The sequence below is a fragment of the Marinomonas primoryensis genome (assembly GCF_013372285.1).
In the GTDB taxonomy this organism is placed as follows: domain Bacteria; phylum Pseudomonadota; class Gammaproteobacteria; order Pseudomonadales; family Marinomonadaceae; genus Marinomonas; species Marinomonas primoryensis.
Genome location: NZ_CP054301.1, coordinates 218,323 through 237,823, shown reverse-complemented (window position 1 = coordinate 237,823; position 19,501 = coordinate 218,323). Strand labels below are relative to the sequence as shown.

Below are 19,501 nucleotides of genomic sequence, written 5' to 3'. Positions count from 1 at the left end.
CTTAAAGCAACCCTTGAAGTTAGTCCGCGTTAAGCCCATATTTCTTGCATACACAAACCCTTATTAAGGAATTGAAATGTCGAATTTGTTGGACAAGTTAAACTGGCGTTATGCCACGAAAAAAATGGATTCAAGCAAAGCGGTTGAGCAAGAAAAAGTGGATCGTATATTAGAAGCCATTCGTCTGACGGCGACATCAAGCGGTTTACAGCCGTACGAAGTGATTGTGGTAACCAATAAAGAATTACGTGAAAAGATTGTTCCTCATGCTTGGAATCAAGCTCAAATCACCGATGGCTCTCACCTTTTGGTTTTTGCAGCGTGGGACAACTACACAGAAGATCGCATCAATGAGATGTTCGACCTAGTCAATGACGAGCGAGGCTTCAAAAACGAAGGCTGGGAAAACTATCGCCAAATGATATTAGGCGCTTACCCTCCTCGTGATGCAGAAGTCAATTACCAACACGCGGCTCGTCAAGCTTATATTGGCCTTGGTACAGCATTGATTGCAGCGGCAGAAGAAGGCGTTGACAGTACGCCAATGGAAGGGTTTGATCCTGCTAAAGTAGACGACATTCTAGGACTCACAGAACGAGGTCTTCGTTCTGTTGTTCTATTACCTCTAGGCTACCGTGCCGAAGAAGGCGATTGGCTAAAAGGCATGAAAAAAGTACGTCGTTCTACCGCGCAATTCATTACAGAAATGAAATAACACATTCAATCGTATTATTTTTAATAATGAAAAAAACGCCAATCGTCTTTGGCGTTTTTTTTGCTTATACCGTATGAAAAATATTTTTGCCTGCGTAAAAAAGGATCGACAAGATGATAAAGTACATTGGATTACTCCTCATTAGCGTATTACTGAGCGCTTGTTCAACAAATGACAGCTGGCGCACAGCAAGCCGTGAATCTGCGGGTATTGCACCTGCACCGGAAACAGAAAAAGAAGCTGTCATTGAATTCTATGCTGCAGATGCCTACAGCTGGCGCGGTTGGTTTGCGGTTCATACCTGGGTTGCCACAAAAGAAAAAAACGCAACTGAATACACGGTATATGAAGTCGTTGGCTGGCGAGTTAATCGCGGATTGCCTGCATTATCAGAATACAAAACAGCCACACCCGATCGTTATTGGTTTGGAGCAAAACCAGAAAAAATTCTTTCTATCATTGGTCCAAATGCCGACGCTCTCATTCCAAAAATTAGCGAAGCAGTAAAACACTATCCTTGGGCAAACGAATACACTGTATTCCCAGGCCCAAACAGCAACACCTTCCCAACGTGGATAGGACGGCAAGTGCCTGAACTTGATCTTAATATGCCGTTCAACGCCATTGGCAGCGGTTACGCCGACAAAGGCTAATGCCTGGTGCTCCGAGGTATTTTATGCCTCGGAAATTAAGTTAGTATTTAGAAAGCCGCTATATTGACCCATCATGGCCCTTACGCTACGTTGCCATGTGTGAAATATTAGACATACTAATCTTGTCGCTAGAATAAATGATCCAACCAATTCTCTAATCAAGACAGTAATAGCTTAACTTGTACTCGTTTCACGAGCCCTTCTTAATAAGGTAATAAATGGCGATGGATTTCGAAGCGAAAAAAACCAAACAACGTCTGCTATCCGAATTGGATTTTAGTTCACTAACATCTCAACAAAAATCCATTTTCATGCAACGGTTCGATGTGAGCTTCCTGTCTCTTTTTGAACAATTATTTCCGCTCTATGGGCACTGTTACGATCTGCATTACCATTTAAAAATATTGCTGCAATCCTTGATGGATTTTCAGAAAAAGAAGCGTCCAGTCCAAATCAAAGATAAATCCGACTTTTGGTTCGAATCAAATCAAAACGTCGGTATCGCGGTATATGTGGATTTGCTGGCAGACGATTTAGCGTCTTTGATCGATAAAATCCCTTACTTTGAATCATTAGGAATTAATTATCTGCATTTAATGCCGCTGTATTTAGCACCAGAAGGCAACAGTGACGGCGGCTACGCTATTTCAGATTATCGTACCGTCTCGCCAAATTTGGGCAGCAATAAAGACCTGAAAGACCTCGCTTCTGCGCTGCATAAGAAAGGCATTCGCATGGTTTTAGACTTTGTTTTTAACCATACATCAGACGAGCACCGCTGGGCAGAAGCCGCCAAATCGGGCGATAAAGAGTACCAAGCGTATTACCACTTACTAAACGAAGAGGACGCCGTAGAATACAACCAAACGGTACGCGAGATCTTCCCGCAGGTTCGTCGCGGTAGCTTCACCCATTTACCCGAATTAAACCGTCATGTTTGGACTACCTTTAACTCTTTCCAGTGGGATTTAAACTATTCAAACCCTGCGGTTTTTGTTGCTGTGGTGGACGAAATGTTACACCTAATTCTAAATGGTTGTGATGTATTGAGACTGGATGCCCTTGCTTTTGTATGGAAAGAAAAAGGCACGGTTTGCGAAAATCTTCCTCAAGCACACAACCTGATTAAAGCCTTTAAAACCTGTTTAGACATTGCCGCACCTCATGTGGTTTTTAAATCCGAAGCCATCGTTCATCCTGACGAGGTCAACAAATACATAGCCGCAGACGAATGCACACTGTCGTATAACCCGTTAATGATGGCGCTATTGTGGGAAAGTCTGGCTACACGACAAACTCACTTGTTGTATCAATCACTCGAACGCAGCTTTCAAATCCCAGAACACACCAATTGGGTTAACTACATTCGCTGCCATGACGACATTGGCTGGTTATGGGACGACGCCATTTCAGATCGACTCGGTATTAACGGTATCGGCCACCGCCGCTTTTTGAATCAGTTCTACACGGGTCAATATGAAGGGTCTTTCGCCGCAGGCGTGCCTTTTCAGGAAAACCCAATAAACGGAGATTGTCGTGTTTGTGGCACTTTAGCGTCACTCGCTGGAGTCGAAATCGCGATAAAAGCCGGCGATACCGTTTTACTCGATCATGCCATCAAGCGTATTCGCGTATTAAACGGCATTAACTTTGCCATGCCCGGTATACCATTATTGTATCAAGGAGATGACCTTGGTGTGCTCAACGATGATGACTATTTAACGGATCCAACGAAAGCAGAAGATAGCCGCTGGGTGCATCGCAAGAAGCTCATTCAAAAGGATTTCGTCTTAGCACAAGACAAAGCGACACCGCAGGGCAAAATCGCTCAGATGATCCGAGAGATGATTCAAATCCGCAAAGCTAATTCCATTTTTTCTGCGCAAGCGTTTGAATTGGTTTCATTGGGCTGCGAACACCTATTCGCCTTCAAAAGAACCTCGGGGAATAAAACCCTTTTGGTTATCGCGAACATGAGTGAACACCTCGTTCCTCTTGGTCAGTCTCTAAGCAACGTTATCGGGCAACATTCAGTATTCAACTTGCTAGACAAAAACGAGGTTGATTTAGCGTCTCTCGATTCCATTAAACCGCTGGATATTCTCTGGTTAACAAAGAGTTAGACTTGTCTATTATCCTCAAACCTTAATGTCGAAAACAATCTACTAAGAGCATAAAAAACGGATTCACTGCAAAGTGAATCCGTTTTTCTTCATTCAAACTATTTCGATCAGTGCTTTGTCATGCCTGGATTTGGAATAAAGTTAATCACAACTTCTTCTGCTTCGGGTGAGCTACTGTGCGGTTGGTTTACCCGCGTGACAATTTCAGTCGGCTGCGCCTGAACCACTGTCGACTGGACATCTTCATAGCCACAGGATATGCATTCACGAAACTGTTTCTCAGCGTCATCATCACGCCACGCACGAATCTTATCCATCTCACTACAGCGTGGGCACACGGCCCCCGCGATAAAACGTTTTACTGTCATAATTTCAATTACCTTTTAACGCTATGCCGCGATGCCACTGTGTCTCAATAACGCATCCGTACTTGGCTCACGTCCACGAAATTCAGCGAACAATTGAGCGGCTGGACGAGAACCACCATTGGCTAATATGGTATCACGGAAGTGCGCGCCCGTATCCGCATTGAAGATACCGTCTTCCTCGAATTTAGAGAACGCATCCGCTGACAAAACCTCAGCCCATTTATAACTGTAGTAGCCCGCGGCATAACCACCAGCAAAGACATGCGAAAAGCTGGTTTGGAAACGGTTAAACTCTGGTGGTGTTGTAACCGCCACTTTGCTGCGGACATCGTCAATAACAGATTGAACAGAGATACCTTTTTTGTATTCCATGTGCAGACGAAAATCAAATAACGAGATCTCCAGCTGACGCATCATTTGCATACCCGATTGGAAATTTTTCGCCGCGAGCATTTTGTCTAGTAAGTCCTGAGGTAAAGGCTCACCGGTTTCATAATGTCCTGCGATATGCGCTAAGGCTTCTGGCTCATAACACCAGTTTTCCATGAATTGGCTCGGTAATTCAACCGCGTCCCACGCCACACCATTGATACCTGATACGGATGAAACCTCTACTTGGGTCAGCATATGATGCAAACCGTGACCAAATTCATGGAACAAGGTTGTTACTTCGTCATGTGTTAACAAAGCGGGTTTATCGCCAATTGGTGGCGTGAAATTACACACAAGATAAGCAATGGGCAGCTGTAGGCGATTGTCGCTTAAACGGCGACGTGTACGACAAGAATCCATCCACGCGCCACCACGTTTTGCTTCACGCGAATAAGGGTCTAGATAGAAACGAGAGATGTCTTCGCCGTCTTTACTGATCGTAAATAACTTCAAGTCATTGTTATAGCTATCAAATTCTTTTTCTTCACGAATATCCACACCGAACAAAGTTTGTGCCACGTGAAACAATCCTGACAACACCTTATTCATTGGAAAGTAAGGACGAAGCTCTTCTTGAGAAATACTGTACTTATGCTGACGCAATTTTTCAGCGTAGTAAACCATGTCCCAAGCATTGAGCTTTTCGACGCCATTTTCGTCTTTTGCGAAAGCCGTTAGCTGCGCAAGGTCTTGTTCTGCCGAGCTTTTTGACTTCCCTGCAAGGTCTTGTAAGAAGTCGATAACCTGCTGACCGTTCTCAGCCATTTTGGTGGCGACCGACAATTCAGCGTAATTATCAAATCCCAATATCTGTGCCATTTCATGACGCAATGACAAAATCTCATCGATCAACGGCGCGTTGTTGTATTTGATATCACCGCCCTGATCCGAAGCACGAGTCACAAACGCGCGATACATTTCTTCGCGTAGTTCCGCATTGTCAGCGTAATTCATCACAGGAATGTAAGAAGGGAAATCCAACGTAAATAACCAACCTTGTTGCGATTTAGCGTCCGCCATTTGTTTGGCTTGAGCAAGCGCAGACTCTGGTAAGCCGGCCAATTCACTTTCATCTGTAATCAACTTGCTCCACGCTTGTGTTGCATCCAAAACGTTTTCACCAAATTGACTGCCCAACTCAGATAAACGCTGGCTCATTTCGCCGTAGCGCTTTTTAGCGCCACCTTCTAAACCAACACCTGATAATTCAAAGTCACGAATCGTTTGAGTTAACGCTTCCGTTTGCGCTGGCGTTAGGTCTTTCGCGACCTCACTGTCAGCCAATGTTTTGTAGGCTTGATAAAGCGCTTTGTTCTGACCAAGATCCGTATAGAACTGAGTCAATTTTGGTAAACACGCATTGTAAGCCGCTCGAAGCGCTGGCGTATCTTTTACCGAGTTTAAATGCCCAATGGGCGACCAAAAGTTATTAAGGTCGTCGTGTAATTGATCCAGTGGTAAAACAAGGCTTTCCCACGTTGGGTTCGCGTTTTCACTCACACAAGCATCAATGGCATTTTTGTTAATCTCAAGAAGCGCGTCCAAGTCGGATTCGATGCTCGCAACATCGACGCCGGTAAAATTTGGCAAGCTGGTCGCATCCCATACAGACTGTGACATATCGTGGTATCCTTTTATGAAATTTAAGGCCGTTTGACTCGGCGTTTTCGCATTTCCATACCGTCGTCTTAAAACGACACAGTAAGAATGTACTAATGATCTCTATGCTTAATAAGATAGGTGGTCTTTGTCGTTTTTCAATGCGTCTACCGCTATTGTATTAATAGTTCCTTCATTTATAACGTAAAACATTCTGTATAGAGAGGATTTATGGTGATGAAATCTTTCCGTGGCAAAATGCCACAACTCGGAGACCGAGTTTGGGTCGATGAAAGCGCAGTTATCATTGGCGATGTCACCATTGGTGATGACAGCTCAGTTTGGCCTTTAGTCGCCATTCGTGGCGACATGCACAGTATCACTATTGGCGCTCGCACCAGCATTCAAGACAACTCCTGTTTACACATCACTCACGCCAGCACTTACAAGCCTGAAGGTTACCCTTTGTCGATTGGTGATGATGTGACGGTCGGGCACATGGCAATGCTGCACGGCTGCACCGTCGGCAGTAGAGTGTTAGTAGGTATGGGCACCACTATTTTAGATGGCGCCGTCATTGAAGACGAAATCATTATCGGTGCAGGTTCATTAGTACCACCTGGTAAACGTTTAGAATCTGGTTTTATGTACATGGGGTCGCCAGTAAAAAAAGTTCGTCCGTTAAACGAAAAAGAAATCGAATACTTTCAATACGCTGGCCTAAATTACGTCAAGCTGAAAGATGAATACCTCGCAGAAGCCGAACTTTTGCCTAAGAAAGAAGACTAAAACAGCTAAGTCGAAAAAATCGACTATTTTGTAATAAAGCGAGCACTAACATCGTCTAACCATTGCACATGATCCGAGGCTTAAATGACTAATGTGAACCTATCTCCAGAGATAGACAATTCAGCAATGACGAACGCATTTCATGATGCCGAGTTTATAGCAGAACTGCGTAGACAAATGCTGAAATTTGCAACATTGCAAGTTCGAGATAGCCAACTAGCAGAAGATGCAGTGCAAGAAGCCATGTTATCGGCGTATCAACATATTGATCGTTTTGCTCGGCAATCAGCCTTTAAAACGTGGGTTTTTTCTATCTTGAAAAATAAAGTGATTGATTTGTTACGTAAAGAAAAGCGCCATACTGCCGTCAGTCAGTTAGAAGATGGTCCAAACCTAAACGGTGAAGAATTAATGGACCAATTATTCAAAGACAACGGTCACTGGCAAAAGCATGAACGCCCACAAAAATGGGATCAACCAGATCACGAGGTAGAGAATGCCCATTTTTGGCGTGTGTTTGATGCTTGCTTGAATGCGTTACCAGAAAAATATGGCCGATTCTTTATGATGCGTGAATTTCTAGAAATGGAAACACCAGAAATCTGTCATAACGAAGAAGTATCGGTTAGCAATCTTAATGTCACCTTGTATCGTGCTCGACTACGTTTACGAGAGTGTCTAGAAGACAATTGGTATCAAGCTAAGGTGTCCTAACATGTTGAACTGCAAACAAGCGACCCAAATGCTCTCTGAAAAACTTGACCGACCGCTTTCGACAAAGGAAAAGCTGAGTCTAGGAATACACACTTCTATGTGCTTACCTTGTCGTCAATTTGGTAAGCAAATGCAAGAATTGCGTTTTATTTCAAAGCGTTATACAAAAGGCGAAAACGAGAGTGAAAAATAATGTGTTTCATCTGTAATAAACGCAAACCTCGCTACGTCAAAGTAATGTAACAATAAGACTTCCCTGTCTTTCCCTTTATATCGAATGAGGATCTGCCCATGAAAAACAAAACAGCATCACTAGCACTTGCACTTGGTACTGCCGTCGCTATCTCTGCGGTATCTGTTCCTGCACAAGCCGCAAGCAAAGAAAAATGTTACGGCGTAGCACTTGCTGGACAAAACGATTGCGCTGCTGGCCCAGGCACCTCTTGCGCTGGTACATCTAAAGCTGACTACCAAGCAAATGCATGGAAATTGGTTCCGGCTGGTTCTTGTGTCGACATGGAATCTAAAACGTCTTCAACTGGCCACGGCCAACTGAAAGCGTTCTAAGAGACGGATACACAAAATGTCTCCTGTTCTTTCTGAACAAGCGCTTACGCAAGCCGAAGATGCTCCCTTTTCTTCGCGCTTTGCGGAGCGTTTTCTTTCTCGTTCCGGTATCAGTCTAAAACCCGCGTACTACAAACATATCTTAGCTGAATTACCTGACGTCGGTTTCTTTGAAATTCACGCCGAAAACTATTTGAGCAAAGGTGGGCCAGCACGTCATTATTTGCCACTAATTCGTCAGCATTATCCAATGACGATACACGGCGTCGGATTGTCTATCGGCGGCGAACATCCTATTAATACGCAACATCTCGATCGAGTTGCGCGATTAGTCGATGAGGTAGAGCCTGAAGTCTTTTCAGAACATTTAGCTTGGTCTTCGCACGACAACGCCTTTTTAAACGATTTACTGCCTGTTGCCTATGATGAGGCAACATTACGCAGAGTGTGTGAGCATATTGACCAAATACAGGCACGCCTAAAACGCCAAGTATTAATCGAAAATCCATCGACCTATTTTGAGTTTAACCGTAGCGAAATGAGCGAAATCGCCTTTCTGACGGAGATGAGTAAGCGCACTGGCTGCGGCTTACTTTTAGACATTAACAACGTGGAAGTGTCTTGTTTTAATCACGGTCAAAACCCTTACCATTATATGGACGCGTTTCCTGTTCGTGCTGTGGGACAAATGCATTTAGCCGGTCACACCACAGACAGTAACCTCGTTGTTCCATTAAAAATAGACAGTCATGACGAACCCGTATCGCAAGACGTTTGGTCTCTTTACCAATATACCTTAGCATTGACTGGTGATTGCCCTACACTGATTGAACGCGATGGTAACCTGCCGCCTATGTCGATATTGCTTGAAGAAGCGAACATGGCAAACCGCATACGAGAGTCTATCCCACCATTGGAGATACGCCGTGAACACGTCATTTAAAACCGCCTTACTCACGGAGGACACTCGCTTTTATAACGAGATCAAAGCCCCAAACATACAACAACAAGAAGTCAGGCTAAACGTTTACCGCAATAACGTGGTGGTCTCATTGATTGACGCTTTATGTGATATTTTTCCTGTGACGGAAACGCTTGTGGGGGACGTTTTTTTCCGCGCGATGGCGCGAATATATTTGTTAGAAAACCAACCTAGTTCACCCATTATCAGCGAATATGGTGTGAACTTTTCAGATTTTATCCGCACTTTCGCACCAGCAGAAAACCTTCCTTTTCTGGCCGATGTCGCCGCACTCGAACATGAAATGTTAACGCTCACTCACAGTGAAGAATACAAAACCCTTGACCATGACGCCGTTTCTACTGCGTTCTCATCGGTAGAAGATCCTAGTGTTTTATTGCTGAACGTTCCACCAACCACAAAAATCTTAGCGTCACCTTTTGCCATTGGCTCTTTGTACCAAGCGCATTTTAGCGATGGGCACCAACGTCTTAACAAAGTCGATATAAACAAAAGTGAATACTTACTGCTAATCAAGTCTCACCTTTACGCGCAACTCCATGTCATCCAAAAAGAAGAAGCGATTTTTATTAAAAACCTAATGCAACAAAGATCGCTCGAAGACGCCGTACCGGATTCAGATTTGTTTGATTTAGGGAAAACATTGGCGAAACTGATTGAATGGAAAGTGCTAACTCAAATCAAATAACACCTAAAAATAAGGAATGAATCATGCTGTCTTTTATCAATAACAAAAGCGAGGCGATATTTCGAAAAATACCTGAGTCTGTGATTTTGCTGGTGGCTCGTTTTGCCATCGCGGCGGTTTTTTGGCGCTCAGGCCAAACTAAAATAGAAGGCTTCTCTCTCGATTTGATTGCGATGAAAGTAGAGCTTGGTTTACCAAGATTGGCCGAATCAACTGGCTTCTTATTTGAATATGAATACGATTTACCGCTGATTCCACCTATGGTGGCGGCGATACTTGCGACATTGGCAGAGCATGTTTTACCCATTTTGATTCTAAGTGGGCTTTTTACTCGTCTTGCTGGGTTTGGTATCGCGATGATGACGCTAGTGATTCAACTGTTTGTTTACCCTGATGCTTATCCAACGCATGCGACTTGGTTGGCCATCGCCTTGTTATTAATGTATCGAGGAGCGGGAGTTTTCTCTTTAGACCATTGGCTAGCAAAACGCTAACCAATGGTACTCTCAAGTCGTCATTATTAATGATTCACTTTTTGGCATTAATTCTTTGGTAAAGTAAACGTAGAGGTGGCTTGCTGCGTTTGCTCTGCCGCACCAGATAAGGTGTCGGTGAGTTGACTCAAGCGCTTCGATGTCGCTTCATTACTCGCCGTCACCTCCACAATACGAGTCACATGTTGCGTAATATCACCGGCCTCTCTAGCTTGCTGCTGAGCCAATTGAGACAAGTCATCTAAGCTATGTAGTGACTTAGCAGAATCCGCTTCTAGCTGGCTTAACGGCGCGATAACATCTTGAATTTGCGCGACTCCTTGGCGCATTTTTTCTTGGCCGACCACCATCTCGTCAGAAATTTGTACCGATAAATTGCCTATCGTCGTGATGACAGTATCAATGGATGCCGTAACGTCAGCGGTATTGGTTGCTAAGTTACGCACTTCGTCTGCAACAACCGCAAAACCTCGGCCACTTTCGCCCGCACGCGCGGCTTCAATGGATGCGTTTAGGGCCAATAAATTTGTCTGCTCCGCAATATTACGAATACTGTTTACAAAATCCGTGACCGTACTCGCACTTTCATTCAGTTTCGCCACAGCATGAGACGTTTCTTCAATGTAAGCAGCCACGGCATTAATGTCTGTTGATGCTGAGGTGATCACTTGTTTGCCATGCTTCGCTAAATCATGGGCCGCTTCGGCTTGATTTCGAGACACACTAACATGCTCGGCCATGACGTTGGCCGCGCGGGATAACTCACCAACTGAACGTTGAATGTCACTCGCCATAGCGGATTGTGTATGAGAGCCTTGTTGAACACCTTCCACACTGGTGTGTATTTCACCCACCACACCTACGACCGTTTTGGCGCTTTTATCAATTTTTTCGATCACCCCAGCCAAACTGATACGCATGCGCTTAACACTGTCCAACAATTGACCGATTTCGCCTTTTTGATTGGTGATAATGGCTTGCGAAAGATCACCGCGAGCAAAATTGTCCAGCAACGTCATCACATAATTCAATGGATTAACAATGCTGCGAGTGATCAACACGGACATAACAAGGCCAATCAAGATGGCCAAAATACCCACGCCGACGATCAACCAAATTGCCATTTCAGACGCCGTCAACACTTCTTGCTGACGCGCTTGCATCATATTGCGTTGATCCTCGGCTAAAGCGTGCGTTTGTTTTAAAAAGATTTGCAACTCGTCGCGAGTAGAACCCGCCATGAGCTTTTTGGCATCTTCCAGTTCACCAAACTCTAGCGCTTCAACCGTCGATTGCAGTGCCCCTTGATACACTTTGCGCTGTGCTTGTAAGTCTTCAATGATCGACTTGTCTTTCGCGGTTTGTACCAAGCTGGCCATCGTTTCTAAATTGTCGTCCAAGTTTTTATTGCGCGCATCGATCTCTTTGTAAATCGCAACACGAGCATCACGATCTTCGAGCACAAACAGTAATAATAAACGGCTCGCTAAGCTTTCAGCGTTAACATTTAGCTCGCCCGTTAGCTCAACCAAGGCTGCATTTTCATCAACGATGCCGCGAATGTTGCCAGACAAAAGCTGAAAACGAGAAGCAGCCAACACCATCACCAGCACCAACATTACCAGCAATACTAAATAACTCGTCCTAAGACGACCTCGAATACTCGTAAAACCTAGCATGGACAAACCTCTTTGATGAATTATTTAGATCAGACAAACACTTCTTATATTAGACGTAATACCCTCTTTATTTATTACAGACTACAGGTTTTAGCCTAATAAAAAGCCACTTGGCTTTCTAAACGAAGAAAACAAAGTGGCTTCCATCCTATATTACGAACTGGACGTTTAGCGCTTGCGCTTAAACGGTAACGTGTAAGCAATTAAAAATAGCATTGCAGCGCATACCACCACGCTTGGCCCCGTCGGTGTGTCCCAACGATAAGATGCCCATAAACCGCCACACACGGCTAAACAACCAATTAAACTGGCGAAAGACGCCATCTGCACTGGCGTGTTAGACAGTTTTCGCGCCGTCGCAGCGGGAATGATCATCAAAGAGGTAATCAGTAACACGCCAACAATTTTCATCGCCACCGCGATCACCAAGGCCACCAGCAACATAAGTAATAGACGAATCGCTTCTACCGGATAGCCTTCTACTTTTGCCAATTCTTCGTTCACTGTCATTGCCAAAAGCGGCTTCCAAAAAACAATCAACAAAGTAATAACGGCAAAACCGCCAGCGTAAATCCAATACACATCCATTTGGTTGATCGCCAGTAAATCACCAAACAAATAAGCCATCAAATCAATACGAATATTATCGAGAAAACTCACCGCGACCAACCCAAGCGACAACGCAGAATGCGCCAAAATACCCAACAAAGTATCCGTAGCGATAATGTGTTTCTTCTGCAATGTCACCAGCACCAAAGCCAAGCCGACACACAATACAATAATCGCGAGGTTCAAATTGATGTCGAATAAAAAGCCCAGCGCGACGCCCAACAACGCCGAATGCGCCAAGGTATCACCGAAATACGCCATACGCCGCCAAACAACAAACGCGCCCAACGGCCCTGCAACAGCCGCCACACCCAACCCACCTAACAAGGCTCTGAGTAAAAGATCTAACATGGTATTACTGACTCCAAACTTAGCAAAACGGAATAATTTTAATGGTGCTGACAATCGGTATGAGTATGGGTGTCACTATCCGATAAAATACCACCGTGCTCGTCATGAACATGGTCATGCTGGTGGGCATAAATAGCGATGGACTCATCCGCGCCAGGCACGCCAAACAAAGCTTGATAAGCTGGATGACCGGTCACGTGCTGCGGACTACCGGAACAACAAACATGTTGATTAATACACACCACAGTGTCCGTTTTTGCCATCACCAAATGCAAATCATGCGACACCATCAAAACACCACAATCAAGCTCGTTTCGAATGCCTTCAATCAGGTTATAAAGCTCCACCTGACCGTTCACATCCACGCCCTGCACCGGTTCATCCAATACCAATAGGTTCGGTCGATTTAATAACGCCCGCGCCAACAAAACACGCTGTGTCTCGCCTCCAGACAACACATGAACCTGGGAATGAATAAGATGCGCAATGCCCAGTTTTTTAAGCGTCGGAAGAATTTGATGTTTATCGACACCACGCACCAGCGCCAAGAAATGCTTCACTGTGAGCGGCAACGTCGGATCAATATGAAGCTTTTGCGGCATGTAACCAATACGCAGCGCTTTGTGACGCACGACCTTTCCTGACGTCGCTTCTTGCAACCCCAGTAAGATGCGTATTAGCGTACTTTTTCCGCTGCCATTGGGGCCAATCAAAGTGACAATTTCACCTTCACTGATGCTCATATCAATACTTTCGAGCAACACGCGGCCATCGAAAGCAATGCCGATTTTATCAAACGCCACTAGCTGTTTAGTCATGCGCTTGCTCCAGCCACTTTGGCTTTGCACTTTGCACACAAGCCCGTTAGTTCAATGGTTTCTGCGCGCAGCTCAAAGCCTTGCTGAGCGGCTTTGGCAATCAGCGCAGCATGAATATCTTGGTAGTCAAACTCCATGACATTGTGACAATCGTCACAAATCAGAAAATAGCCTTTATGGGCTTTATCAGCATGAGCGCAACCCAGGTAGGCGTTCATTGATTCCACCTTGTGAATCAAGCCCGCCGCCAATAAAAAATCCAACGCACGATACACAGTGGGTGGCGCAGAGTTAAAACCTTCCTCTGCCAATTTTGCCAATAACTGATACGCGCCCAACGGACGATGGCTTTCCCAAATCAGCTCCAATGCGCGACGGCGGACTTTCGTCAAACGCTGACCTTGTTGCACACACAAGGTTTCTGCCGTGGCGAGTGCGCTATCAATACAGTCGCTGTGATTATGACCAGAACCTTGATGATCCTGTGGCTCTATGTGTTTCATTAAAACGCCCTTCCTGCATTGCTTAAATAGCTCCAAATCATGGAACCACTGATGATGATCAAAGCGAAAGCCGCCACAAAGCCAAAGGCCCGCGACACTCTTTGTCGCCAGACTTTATGTTCGCTGCTTAACGCTAATCCGGTATCTCGTACAAACACACTTACGCCCGCCAGCGCCGCCACCGTAATGGCAGTGCCAAGTGCCATCGCGAACGTCGCCACCAGCCCCCACACAAAAATGCCCGCGCTCAATGAGAACAACAGCACCAACACCGCCCCTGTACAAGGGCGAATCCCGACGGCGACCACCATCGCCCAAATACTACGGCGTGCTGTTTTCGCTTCTTGTTCATGGGACGAGCAACACGCATGACTGTCATGTGCGTGCGAATGGTCGTGTGCATGAGCATGAGAATGACCCTGAGCATGATGATGACTTTCAGGGTGATCATTGGAATGGTCATGTCCGCAACCTGATTGACCGCGCAACAAACGCACCAAGATCCAGACACCGATCAAACCCACCGCAGCAAAGCTCGCAATCTCAAAAAAACGGCTAATCTGCATGGCTTTGCCCGCTAAGGAAAACACTTGGCTAAGCACCAAAATAACCGCGACAGCCATCACGGCCTGAACGCCAGCGCACAAAAAGGCCAAGCTTATTCCGCGGCGCAGCGGCGCTTTGCTCGCTAGCATATACGCTGAGATGACCGCTTTACCATGACCTGGCCCTGCCGCATGAAAAACACCATAAAAAAAGCTAGTACTGACCAACCCCCATAACAAAATAGGGCTGCCTTCTTTACTGATGGCGCGCACTAACGTCACCAATTCACGATGAAAACCGGCCTGTTGGGAAATGACCCATTGAATAAAATCTTGATACACCGGAAAGTCCATCGCGGCATAAAGTGGCGAGTGTAAAAATAGAAAGGATAGAAAGAAAAAAGCGACGTTCTTCGCCATGATTGGCTCTCACTCGATAGTGGGTTTAAATTGTTATGATATAACACTTCAAACCCAAGGAGAAGCCAAAGCCCTGAAACGCCGCATTTAGTGCCAATTTAACTAGTGCAAAGTTAACCTAGCGCAAACGTTAGCTGACAACAGGATTTAAAAAGCCCATCACGCCACTCATAAAGATCTGTGCGGCCATGGCGGCCAAAACCAAACCGGTGATTTTAGACAACACATTCAGTCCAGTGCGGCCCAGCAATTTCTCGATAAAGGAAGCAGAATACAAAATCAGCGCCAAGGTACCCAGCGCCAATAACAGGCCGCAAAGACCGATGACCAAATCCCAACCCTGCAATTCAGCACCGTAAACCAGAATTGTACCTATGGTCGCCGGCCCAATAATCGTTGGAACCGCCAATGGCACAACCGACACGTCGTCTCGTTCTTCGCTCGGCATACCAACTGCATGATTGCGCGTACCGTCTTTGACCAAACTCAACGCTGACATAAACAACAAAATGCCAGAACCGATACGGAAAGAATCCAGCGTAATACCCAACACCGAAAACAACGCGCCACCGAAAAACAACAACACGATCGCAATCGCCACCGACGCGATAATCGCTTTATTGGCGACCTGCTTGCGTGATGCCGCTGACTCACCGCGTGTTAACGCAAGAAACATCGACAACACAAAAAACGGTGCGAACAAAAAGAAAAACTTAATCCAAGTCGAGATCAATAAGCTCATTTAGAGAATTATCCAAAAAGCATCCGGCAACGCGATCAGCGTTGACTCAATGCGAGTTTTATACCAAAGCCCACCAGCAATATGCCCGTTAAGCTATCCAAGACCTGCGCCACTTTTGGTCGCGCCAGCCAAACTCGCGCCTTATGAACCATAAGCGCAAGAAACGTTTGCCACACCATCGCGATGATAAAGTGAAGAGAGGCCATAAAGAGTGACTGAACCAAGGCGGAATGACTCGGATCAATAAACTGTGGCAAAAATGCCATGTAGAAAATAATCGGTTTCGGATTCAGTACATTCGACAAAAGCCCCTGACGAAAACTGCCCCAAGCGGTTAAGGTTTTGGTCGTGCTGACGTCCTTAAACGTCATGCCAACGGGTTTCAACGCACTTCGAATCGCCTGCACACCCAAATACACAAGGTACGCCGCGCCAACCAGCTTGAACGCCGTAAACAATCCGGCTGAACCGAGCAAAATAACCGACAGCCCTAACGCTGACACCGTCGCATGAGCGAACAACCCCATGCAAATGCCCAAGCTGGTCAAAAATCCTAAACGCCAACCACCAGACGCGGCATTTCGCATCACAATAATCGTATCAACCCCAGGGCTCATCGTAAGAATAGTAATCGCAGCTAAAAAGGGCAACCATTGGAAATGCTCTAACATGTATTTTCTACCTTGAAAAGAAACGCAAAAAAAGACTCAAACAAGAAACTAAGACCGACAGGTCAAATCCACCCAAAATGCCACTGACGTTTCAGTCGCTTCACGTTCCACCGGCGTACAAGCCTCAGATAAAGCGCCAGACAAACGCACTAACCCTTCTTCCAACGGCTCCATGGCGAAGTACAGTTCATCATCACCAAACGCCAAGCTTAGCGTCGTAGTTTCAAGGTTTACGGAGGAAGGTAAATCAATACCCAAGCGAACCCACAACATCATATCTCGAATACTCACATCCAAGATGCGCACGTCTTTTGGCGTCATGTCCACGCCATCTTGCTTCATCTTGATAAAATAACCGTACTTATCAAAACTCGTCAACACTTCGATCATGTCGAGCTTTTCTTGTCCCGTGAACGCGCCGTCTGCGTCAATATCGTATTCAGCAATGAGGCTCGTCGAGGTAAAAAGATCCAAACCCCACTTCGCTTCAAGATGGTCTATTTGTGCTCGTTCTACGGTGACGTCATATTGTGAGTCGACCCAAACATGTGGGTGCGCCATCGCCTGATTTACAAACAACATACTGGTCAACACAGTGCTGACAAACAAACCAAGCCAAAAACGAGTCATAGGGTTACACCAATGCAGGCACGTAACGAACACGCGCTTCTAAAATACGTTGAAACTCAAGCGGGTCATGTTGCTGCGCCAATCGAACCGGATCGTGCTTAGCACCATGCCACGCTTCCAAACGCGACAACCAAAATCGCAATGCCGCAATCCGCAACATGTAAGGCCAAGCAAGGATTTCTTCGGCGCTAACATCGCGTTCATGCAAATAGGTTTTTAACAAGGCGCGGTACTTGGTCATGTCCAATTCGCCCGTTGTCATATCAGAACACCAGTCGTTCACCACAATGGCTAAATCGTACATCGCCCAAGAATGGCAAGCGTTGTAAAAATCGATAATGGCTGACAGTTTGTCGCCTTCAAACAAGGTGTTGTTGAAGAATAAATCCCCATGAATCGTGGTTTTTGGAAGGTCTTTGTGTTCCGCCATAAATGCATCAAATTCTGCGATTTGTGACATAAGCAATTGCGCTTGCTGTGGTTCTAATTCTACTTCAATCGCGTTGCTCGTTTTATGCCACCATGCCACACCACGGTGACTATCGCGGTGTTCAGGGAAATCTTCACCAGCAATGTGTAATTTGGCCAAGGCTTCGCCCATCAATCGGCACGAAGTCACATCGGTCTGCTTTAACTCACTGCCTGGAAAACAATCCACAATAATCGCTGGACGGGCATTCACTTCACGTAGTCGCTCGCCATGAATATCGATCAACGCGGCAGGCACATTAAAACCTTTGTGTTTCAAATGCGCGACCACATCCAAAAAGTACGGCACTTCATCTAGATCAAACTCTTCAAACAGCGTCACCACGTACTTCCCCGTGGTGGTAATCAAAAAGTAGTTGGTGTTTTCTACGCCACCGGAAATGCCCTGAAAAGACACCAGTTCACCTAAATAATAATCGGCCACCAAGGCCCGCATGTCAGAATCAGAAAGGGATGTGTAAACAGCCAAGTTGTACTACCTATTTATTATCAAAAAGAGGACGCGAGTAAGAAAGCGCCTATGCTCCACAATAAGCAATGAAAGGTCAATTCGTTCTGTCTAAATCCGTCGCTTATTCCTTATATTTGTTCCCTACTTTCGTTCTATCAGCCCCATCCATAGGGACATTTCTTAACAAAGTGACAACAGAGTTTGAAAATGAAATGTGTATACTTTGTGCAGAAGAGCAATAAATCAGACCACATGGGGCCTTAATGGACGACAGAAACGATCAAAAAAACATACTGATTCCCGCAACGTATCGACTACTCATCGTCACTCTGTTAAGCAGTATTATTTATACCGTTTTATTCAATATCTATTCGACTCCTTTTACTATCCATGCCTTTCAGCCCGGTATTATTTTCTTTCTGCATTTTACGCTGCTCATTTACTTATATAAAAATCCTATCAGAAGAGTCCACCGTGTCATCAATGCCTATGGCGCCGTCATACTTTTTACCACGGTGCCAAACACCTTGTACTTCACTATTAGCGCTTGGCAAGGGGATTGGCGCTTTGTAGACACCTTTCCGCCGTTTTCAGGAATGATCATTTTAACCACCACCTTGATGATGCTGATGCTGCCTGAAAAATACAACAAACTGGCGGTCATCACTTGGATTTTAAACGCCTTTCCCGTGCTTCTGTTTTTATTGACTCACCAAGAAGAGCTTCAAACACCCAGAGGATACGATCTACTTTTTCTCTTTGGTCCGGCCAGTCTGTTGATTTTGCTGATCGTCCCTTACCAGCGTGGCATCAATAGTCACATGAACAAAATCGTTTTTGATTTACAGCACTCTCAACAAGCCGCCGAACGAGACTTTTTAACCGATGTGTACAATCGTCGAGGCTTAGAAGGCTGGCTAAACAACGTCAATCCAAGCACGAAAGCGTGTGTATTACTGATGGACATTGATCACTTCAAAGCGGTTAATGATCGCTTTGGACACTCGATTGGCGACAGAGTCTTGATCGAATTCGCCTCTCGTTTACGTACTGTTTATCAAGGCAAATATGGATTAGCCAGATGGGGTGGCGAAGAATTTCTAATTGTCATACTCAACCCTAAAGCCAATAAAACCAAGGTTCTTGCCGAGTTATTCAGAAGCGCCATTAACCGGTTGCCTTACAAAGACGTTGGTAAAGTGACGGCCAGCATTGGGGTATCGTCCATTAATGAGATCAAACACTTTTCTACCATGGTAGAAGAAGCCGACAAAGCCGTCTATTTCGGTAAAGACAATGGTCGCGACCAAGTTGCCTTATACCGCGACACCCTAGAAAAACCGCAAAACAACGTCGATTAATTCGGCTTTAGACTGCAAAACACATCACAAACACATAGAATAGACCTCATATTTGCCGATCAATAAAGAGGTCTTATTTTGGCTACGGATTCAACAACACAAACATCC

The 19,501-nt window shown here is 45.3% G+C and carries 22 protein-coding genes; 11 read left to right on the top strand and 11 right to left on the bottom strand.

Features of this window, described 5'->3' with window-relative positions; genetic code table 11:
* The first annotated feature begins 76 nt into the window (after positions 1-76).
* From MP3633_RS01065 to MP3633_RS01055, 3 genes are all read left to right on the top strand, one after another.
* On the top strand, positions 77-715 hold the full coding sequence (locus MP3633_RS01065) for an NAD(P)H-dependent oxidoreductase (protein WP_176334118.1): 639 nt from the start codon (positions 77-79) through the stop codon (positions 713-715).
* A gap of 113 nt (positions 716-828) precedes the next feature.
* Positions 829-1,368 carry a DUF3750 domain-containing protein gene (locus tag MP3633_RS01060; protein WP_176334117.1) on the top strand — a complete coding sequence of 180 codons (540 nt, stop codon included), beginning with the start codon at positions 829-831 and terminating at the stop codon, positions 1,366-1,368.
* Positions 1,369-1,586: 218 nt separating this feature from the next.
* Complete coding sequence (locus tag MP3633_RS01055) at positions 1,587-3,491, top strand: alpha-amylase family protein (protein WP_176334116.1); 1,905 nt, start codon at positions 1,587-1,589, stop codon at positions 3,489-3,491.
* A gap of 107 nt (positions 3,492-3,598) precedes the next feature.
* Here MP3633_RS01055 and MP3633_RS01050 read toward each other — a convergent pair whose 3' ends face one another.
* Together MP3633_RS01050 and prlC are read right to left on the bottom strand one after the other, a co-directional pair.
* A complete protein-coding gene (locus MP3633_RS01050; RefSeq protein WP_176334115.1) occupies positions 3,599-3,859 on the bottom strand; it encodes a YheV family putative zinc ribbon protein in 261 nt (86 codons plus the stop codon).
* Between the two features lie 21 nt (positions 3,860-3,880).
* Complete coding sequence (gene prlC, locus MP3633_RS01045) at positions 3,881-5,911, bottom strand: oligopeptidase A (protein WP_176334114.1); 2,031 nt, start codon at positions 5,909-5,911, stop codon at positions 3,881-3,883.
* Between the two features lie 210 nt (positions 5,912-6,121).
* On the opposite strand from prlC, the gene MP3633_RS01040 reads away from it, so the two are divergent.
* The 7 genes from MP3633_RS01040 (at position 6,122) to MP3633_RS01010 (ending at position 10,124) form a co-directional block, all read left to right on the top strand.
* Positions 6,122-6,679: a gamma carbonic anhydrase family protein gene (locus MP3633_RS01040; RefSeq protein WP_176334113.1), complete on the top strand. Its 558-nt coding sequence runs from the start codon at positions 6,122-6,124 to the stop codon at positions 6,677-6,679.
* Positions 6,680-6,763: 84 nt separating this feature from the next.
* Positions 6,764-7,393, top strand: a complete 630-nt coding sequence (locus MP3633_RS01035; RefSeq protein ID WP_176334112.1) for an RNA polymerase factor sigma-70 — start codon at positions 6,764-6,766, stop codon at positions 7,391-7,393.
* A gap of 1 nt (position 7,394) precedes the next feature.
* Positions 7,395-7,586 (top strand): zf-HC2 domain-containing protein, encoded by a 192-nt coding sequence (locus tag MP3633_RS01030; protein WP_112135649.1) that lies wholly within the window; start codon positions 7,395-7,397, stop codon positions 7,584-7,586.
* Between the two features lie 98 nt (positions 7,587-7,684).
* Complete coding sequence (locus tag MP3633_RS01025) at positions 7,685-7,960, top strand: BufA1 family periplasmic bufferin-type metallophore (RefSeq protein WP_176334111.1); 276 nt, start codon at positions 7,685-7,687, stop codon at positions 7,958-7,960.
* 16 nt (positions 7,961-7,976) lie between these two features.
* Entirely contained in the window at positions 7,977-8,903 is a 927-nt protein-coding gene (gene bufB / locus MP3633_RS01020; protein ID WP_176334110.1) for an MNIO family bufferin maturase, read from the top strand.
* The gene (locus MP3633_RS01015) at positions 8,887-9,630 is read left to right on the top strand and encodes an HvfC/BufC N-terminal domain-containing protein (protein WP_176334109.1); all 744 of its coding nucleotides are present in this window, start codon (positions 8,887-8,889) and stop codon (positions 9,628-9,630) included. Before bufB ends, MP3633_RS01015 begins: the two co-directional genes overlap by 17 nt.
* A 23-nt stretch (positions 9,631-9,653) precedes the next feature.
* Positions 9,654-10,124, top strand: coding sequence for a DoxX family protein (locus MP3633_RS01010; RefSeq protein ID WP_176334108.1), 471 nt, complete (start codon positions 9,654-9,656; stop codon positions 10,122-10,124).
* 47 nt (positions 10,125-10,171) lie between these two features.
* Here MP3633_RS01010 and MP3633_RS01005 read toward each other — a convergent pair whose 3' ends face one another.
* From MP3633_RS01005 to MP3633_RS00965, 9 genes are all read right to left on the bottom strand, one after another.
* On the bottom strand, positions 10,172-11,803 hold the full coding sequence (locus MP3633_RS01005; RefSeq protein WP_176334107.1) for a methyl-accepting chemotaxis protein: 1,632 nt from the start codon (positions 11,801-11,803) through the stop codon (positions 10,172-10,174).
* A 168-nt stretch (positions 11,804-11,971) separates the two neighbouring features.
* Positions 11,972-12,763 carry a zinc ABC transporter permease subunit ZnuB gene (znuB, locus tag MP3633_RS01000; protein WP_112135660.1) on the bottom strand — a complete coding sequence of 264 codons (792 nt, stop codon included), beginning with the start codon at positions 12,761-12,763 and terminating at the stop codon, positions 11,972-11,974.
* A 38-nt stretch (positions 12,764-12,801) separates the two neighbouring features.
* Positions 12,802-13,581 carry a zinc ABC transporter ATP-binding protein ZnuC gene (gene znuC / locus MP3633_RS00995; RefSeq protein ID WP_112135662.1) on the bottom strand — a complete coding sequence of 260 codons (780 nt, stop codon included), beginning with the start codon at positions 13,579-13,581 and terminating at the stop codon, positions 12,802-12,804.
* Positions 13,578-14,084, bottom strand: coding sequence for a Fur family transcriptional regulator (locus MP3633_RS00990; RefSeq protein WP_112135664.1), 507 nt, complete (start codon positions 14,082-14,084; stop codon positions 13,578-13,580). Before MP3633_RS00990 ends, znuC begins: the two co-directional genes overlap by 4 nt.
* Positions 14,084-15,049 (bottom strand): nickel/cobalt transporter, encoded by a 966-nt coding sequence (locus tag MP3633_RS00985; protein WP_176334106.1) that lies wholly within the window; start codon positions 15,047-15,049, stop codon positions 14,084-14,086. Before MP3633_RS00985 ends, MP3633_RS00990 begins: the two co-directional genes overlap by 1 nt.
* Before the next feature lie 130 nt (positions 15,050-15,179).
* The gene (locus MP3633_RS00980) at positions 15,180-15,791 is read right to left on the bottom strand and encodes a MarC family protein (RefSeq protein ID WP_112135668.1); all 612 of its coding nucleotides are present in this window, start codon (positions 15,789-15,791) and stop codon (positions 15,180-15,182) included.
* 35 nt (positions 15,792-15,826) lie between these two features.
* The gene (locus tag MP3633_RS00975; RefSeq protein WP_112135669.1) at positions 15,827-16,462 is read right to left on the bottom strand and encodes a LysE family translocator; all 636 of its coding nucleotides are present in this window, start codon (positions 16,460-16,462) and stop codon (positions 15,827-15,829) included.
* 48 nt (positions 16,463-16,510) lie between these two features.
* Positions 16,511-17,092, bottom strand: a complete 582-nt coding sequence (locus tag MP3633_RS00970) for a DUF1007 family protein (RefSeq protein WP_176334105.1) — start codon at positions 17,090-17,092, stop codon at positions 16,511-16,513.
* Between the two features lie 4 nt (positions 17,093-17,096).
* On the bottom strand, positions 17,097-18,050 hold the full coding sequence (locus tag MP3633_RS00965) for a homoserine kinase (RefSeq protein ID WP_176334104.1): 954 nt from the start codon (positions 18,048-18,050) through the stop codon (positions 17,097-17,099).
* A 245-nt stretch (positions 18,051-18,295) separates the two neighbouring features.
* On the opposite strand from MP3633_RS00965, the gene MP3633_RS00960 reads away from it, so the two are divergent.
* Positions 18,296-19,393 (top strand): GGDEF domain-containing protein, encoded by a 1,098-nt coding sequence (locus MP3633_RS00960; RefSeq protein ID WP_176334103.1) that lies wholly within the window; start codon positions 18,296-18,298, stop codon positions 19,391-19,393.
* Positions 19,394-19,501: the final 108 nt, after the last annotated feature.

What these genes read in the sequence shown, in the direction of transcription:
- prlC (WP_176334114.1), bottom strand. Translation starts at nt 5,911, where the DNA reads ATGTCACAGTCTGTATGGGATGCGACCAGCTTGCCAAATTTTACCGGC.
- MP3633_RS01035 (WP_176334112.1), top strand. Translation starts at nt 6,764, where the DNA reads ATGACTAATGTGAACCTATCTCCAGAGATAGACAATTCAGCAATGACG.
- MP3633_RS01055 (WP_176334116.1), top strand. Translation starts at nt 1,587, where the DNA reads ATGGCGATGGATTTCGAAGCGAAAAAAACCAAACAACGTCTGCTATCC.
- MP3633_RS01025 (WP_176334111.1), top strand. Translation starts at nt 7,685, where the DNA reads ATGAAAAACAAAACAGCATCACTAGCACTTGCACTTGGTACTGCCGTC.
- MP3633_RS01065 (WP_176334118.1), top strand. Translation starts at nt 77, where the DNA reads ATGTCGAATTTGTTGGACAAGTTAAACTGGCGTTATGCCACGAAAAAA.
- bufB (WP_176334110.1), top strand. Translation starts at nt 7,977, where the DNA reads ATGTCTCCTGTTCTTTCTGAACAAGCGCTTACGCAAGCCGAAGATGCT.
- MP3633_RS00975 (WP_112135669.1), bottom strand. Translation starts at nt 16,462, where the DNA reads ATGTTAGAGCATTTCCAATGGTTGCCCTTTTTAGCTGCGATTACTATT.
- znuB (WP_112135660.1), bottom strand. Translation starts at nt 12,763, where the DNA reads ATGTTAGATCTTTTACTCAGAGCCTTGTTAGGTGGGTTGGGTGTGGCG.
- znuC (WP_112135662.1), bottom strand. Translation starts at nt 13,581, where the DNA reads ATGACTAAACAGCTAGTGGCGTTTGATAAAATCGGCATTGCTTTCGAT.
- MP3633_RS01005 (WP_176334107.1), bottom strand. Translation starts at nt 11,803, where the DNA reads ATGCTAGGTTTTACGAGTATTCGAGGTCGTCTTAGGACGAGTTATTTA.
- MP3633_RS00960 (WP_176334103.1), top strand. Translation starts at nt 18,296, where the DNA reads ATGGACGACAGAAACGATCAAAAAAACATACTGATTCCCGCAACGTAT.
- MP3633_RS00990 (WP_112135664.1), bottom strand. Translation starts at nt 14,084, where the DNA reads ATGAAACACATAGAGCCACAGGATCATCAAGGTTCTGGTCATAATCAC.
- MP3633_RS00980 (WP_112135668.1), bottom strand. Translation starts at nt 15,791, where the DNA reads ATGAGCTTATTGATCTCGACTTGGATTAAGTTTTTCTTTTTGTTCGCA.
- MP3633_RS00985 (WP_176334106.1), bottom strand. Translation starts at nt 15,049, where the DNA reads ATGGCGAAGAACGTCGCTTTTTTCTTTCTATCCTTTCTATTTTTACAC.
- MP3633_RS01040 (WP_176334113.1), top strand. Translation starts at nt 6,122, where the DNA reads ATGGTGATGAAATCTTTCCGTGGCAAAATGCCACAACTCGGAGACCGA.
- MP3633_RS01010 (WP_176334108.1), top strand. Translation starts at nt 9,654, where the DNA reads ATGCTGTCTTTTATCAATAACAAAAGCGAGGCGATATTTCGAAAAATA.
- MP3633_RS01050 (WP_176334115.1), bottom strand. Translation starts at nt 3,859, where the DNA reads ATGACAGTAAAACGTTTTATCGCGGGGGCCGTGTGCCCACGCTGTAGT.
- MP3633_RS01030 (WP_112135649.1), top strand. Translation starts at nt 7,395, where the DNA reads ATGTTGAACTGCAAACAAGCGACCCAAATGCTCTCTGAAAAACTTGAC.
- MP3633_RS00970 (WP_176334105.1), bottom strand. Translation starts at nt 17,092, where the DNA reads ATGACTCGTTTTTGGCTTGGTTTGTTTGTCAGCACTGTGTTGACCAGT.
- MP3633_RS01060 (WP_176334117.1), top strand. Translation starts at nt 829, where the DNA reads ATGATAAAGTACATTGGATTACTCCTCATTAGCGTATTACTGAGCGCT.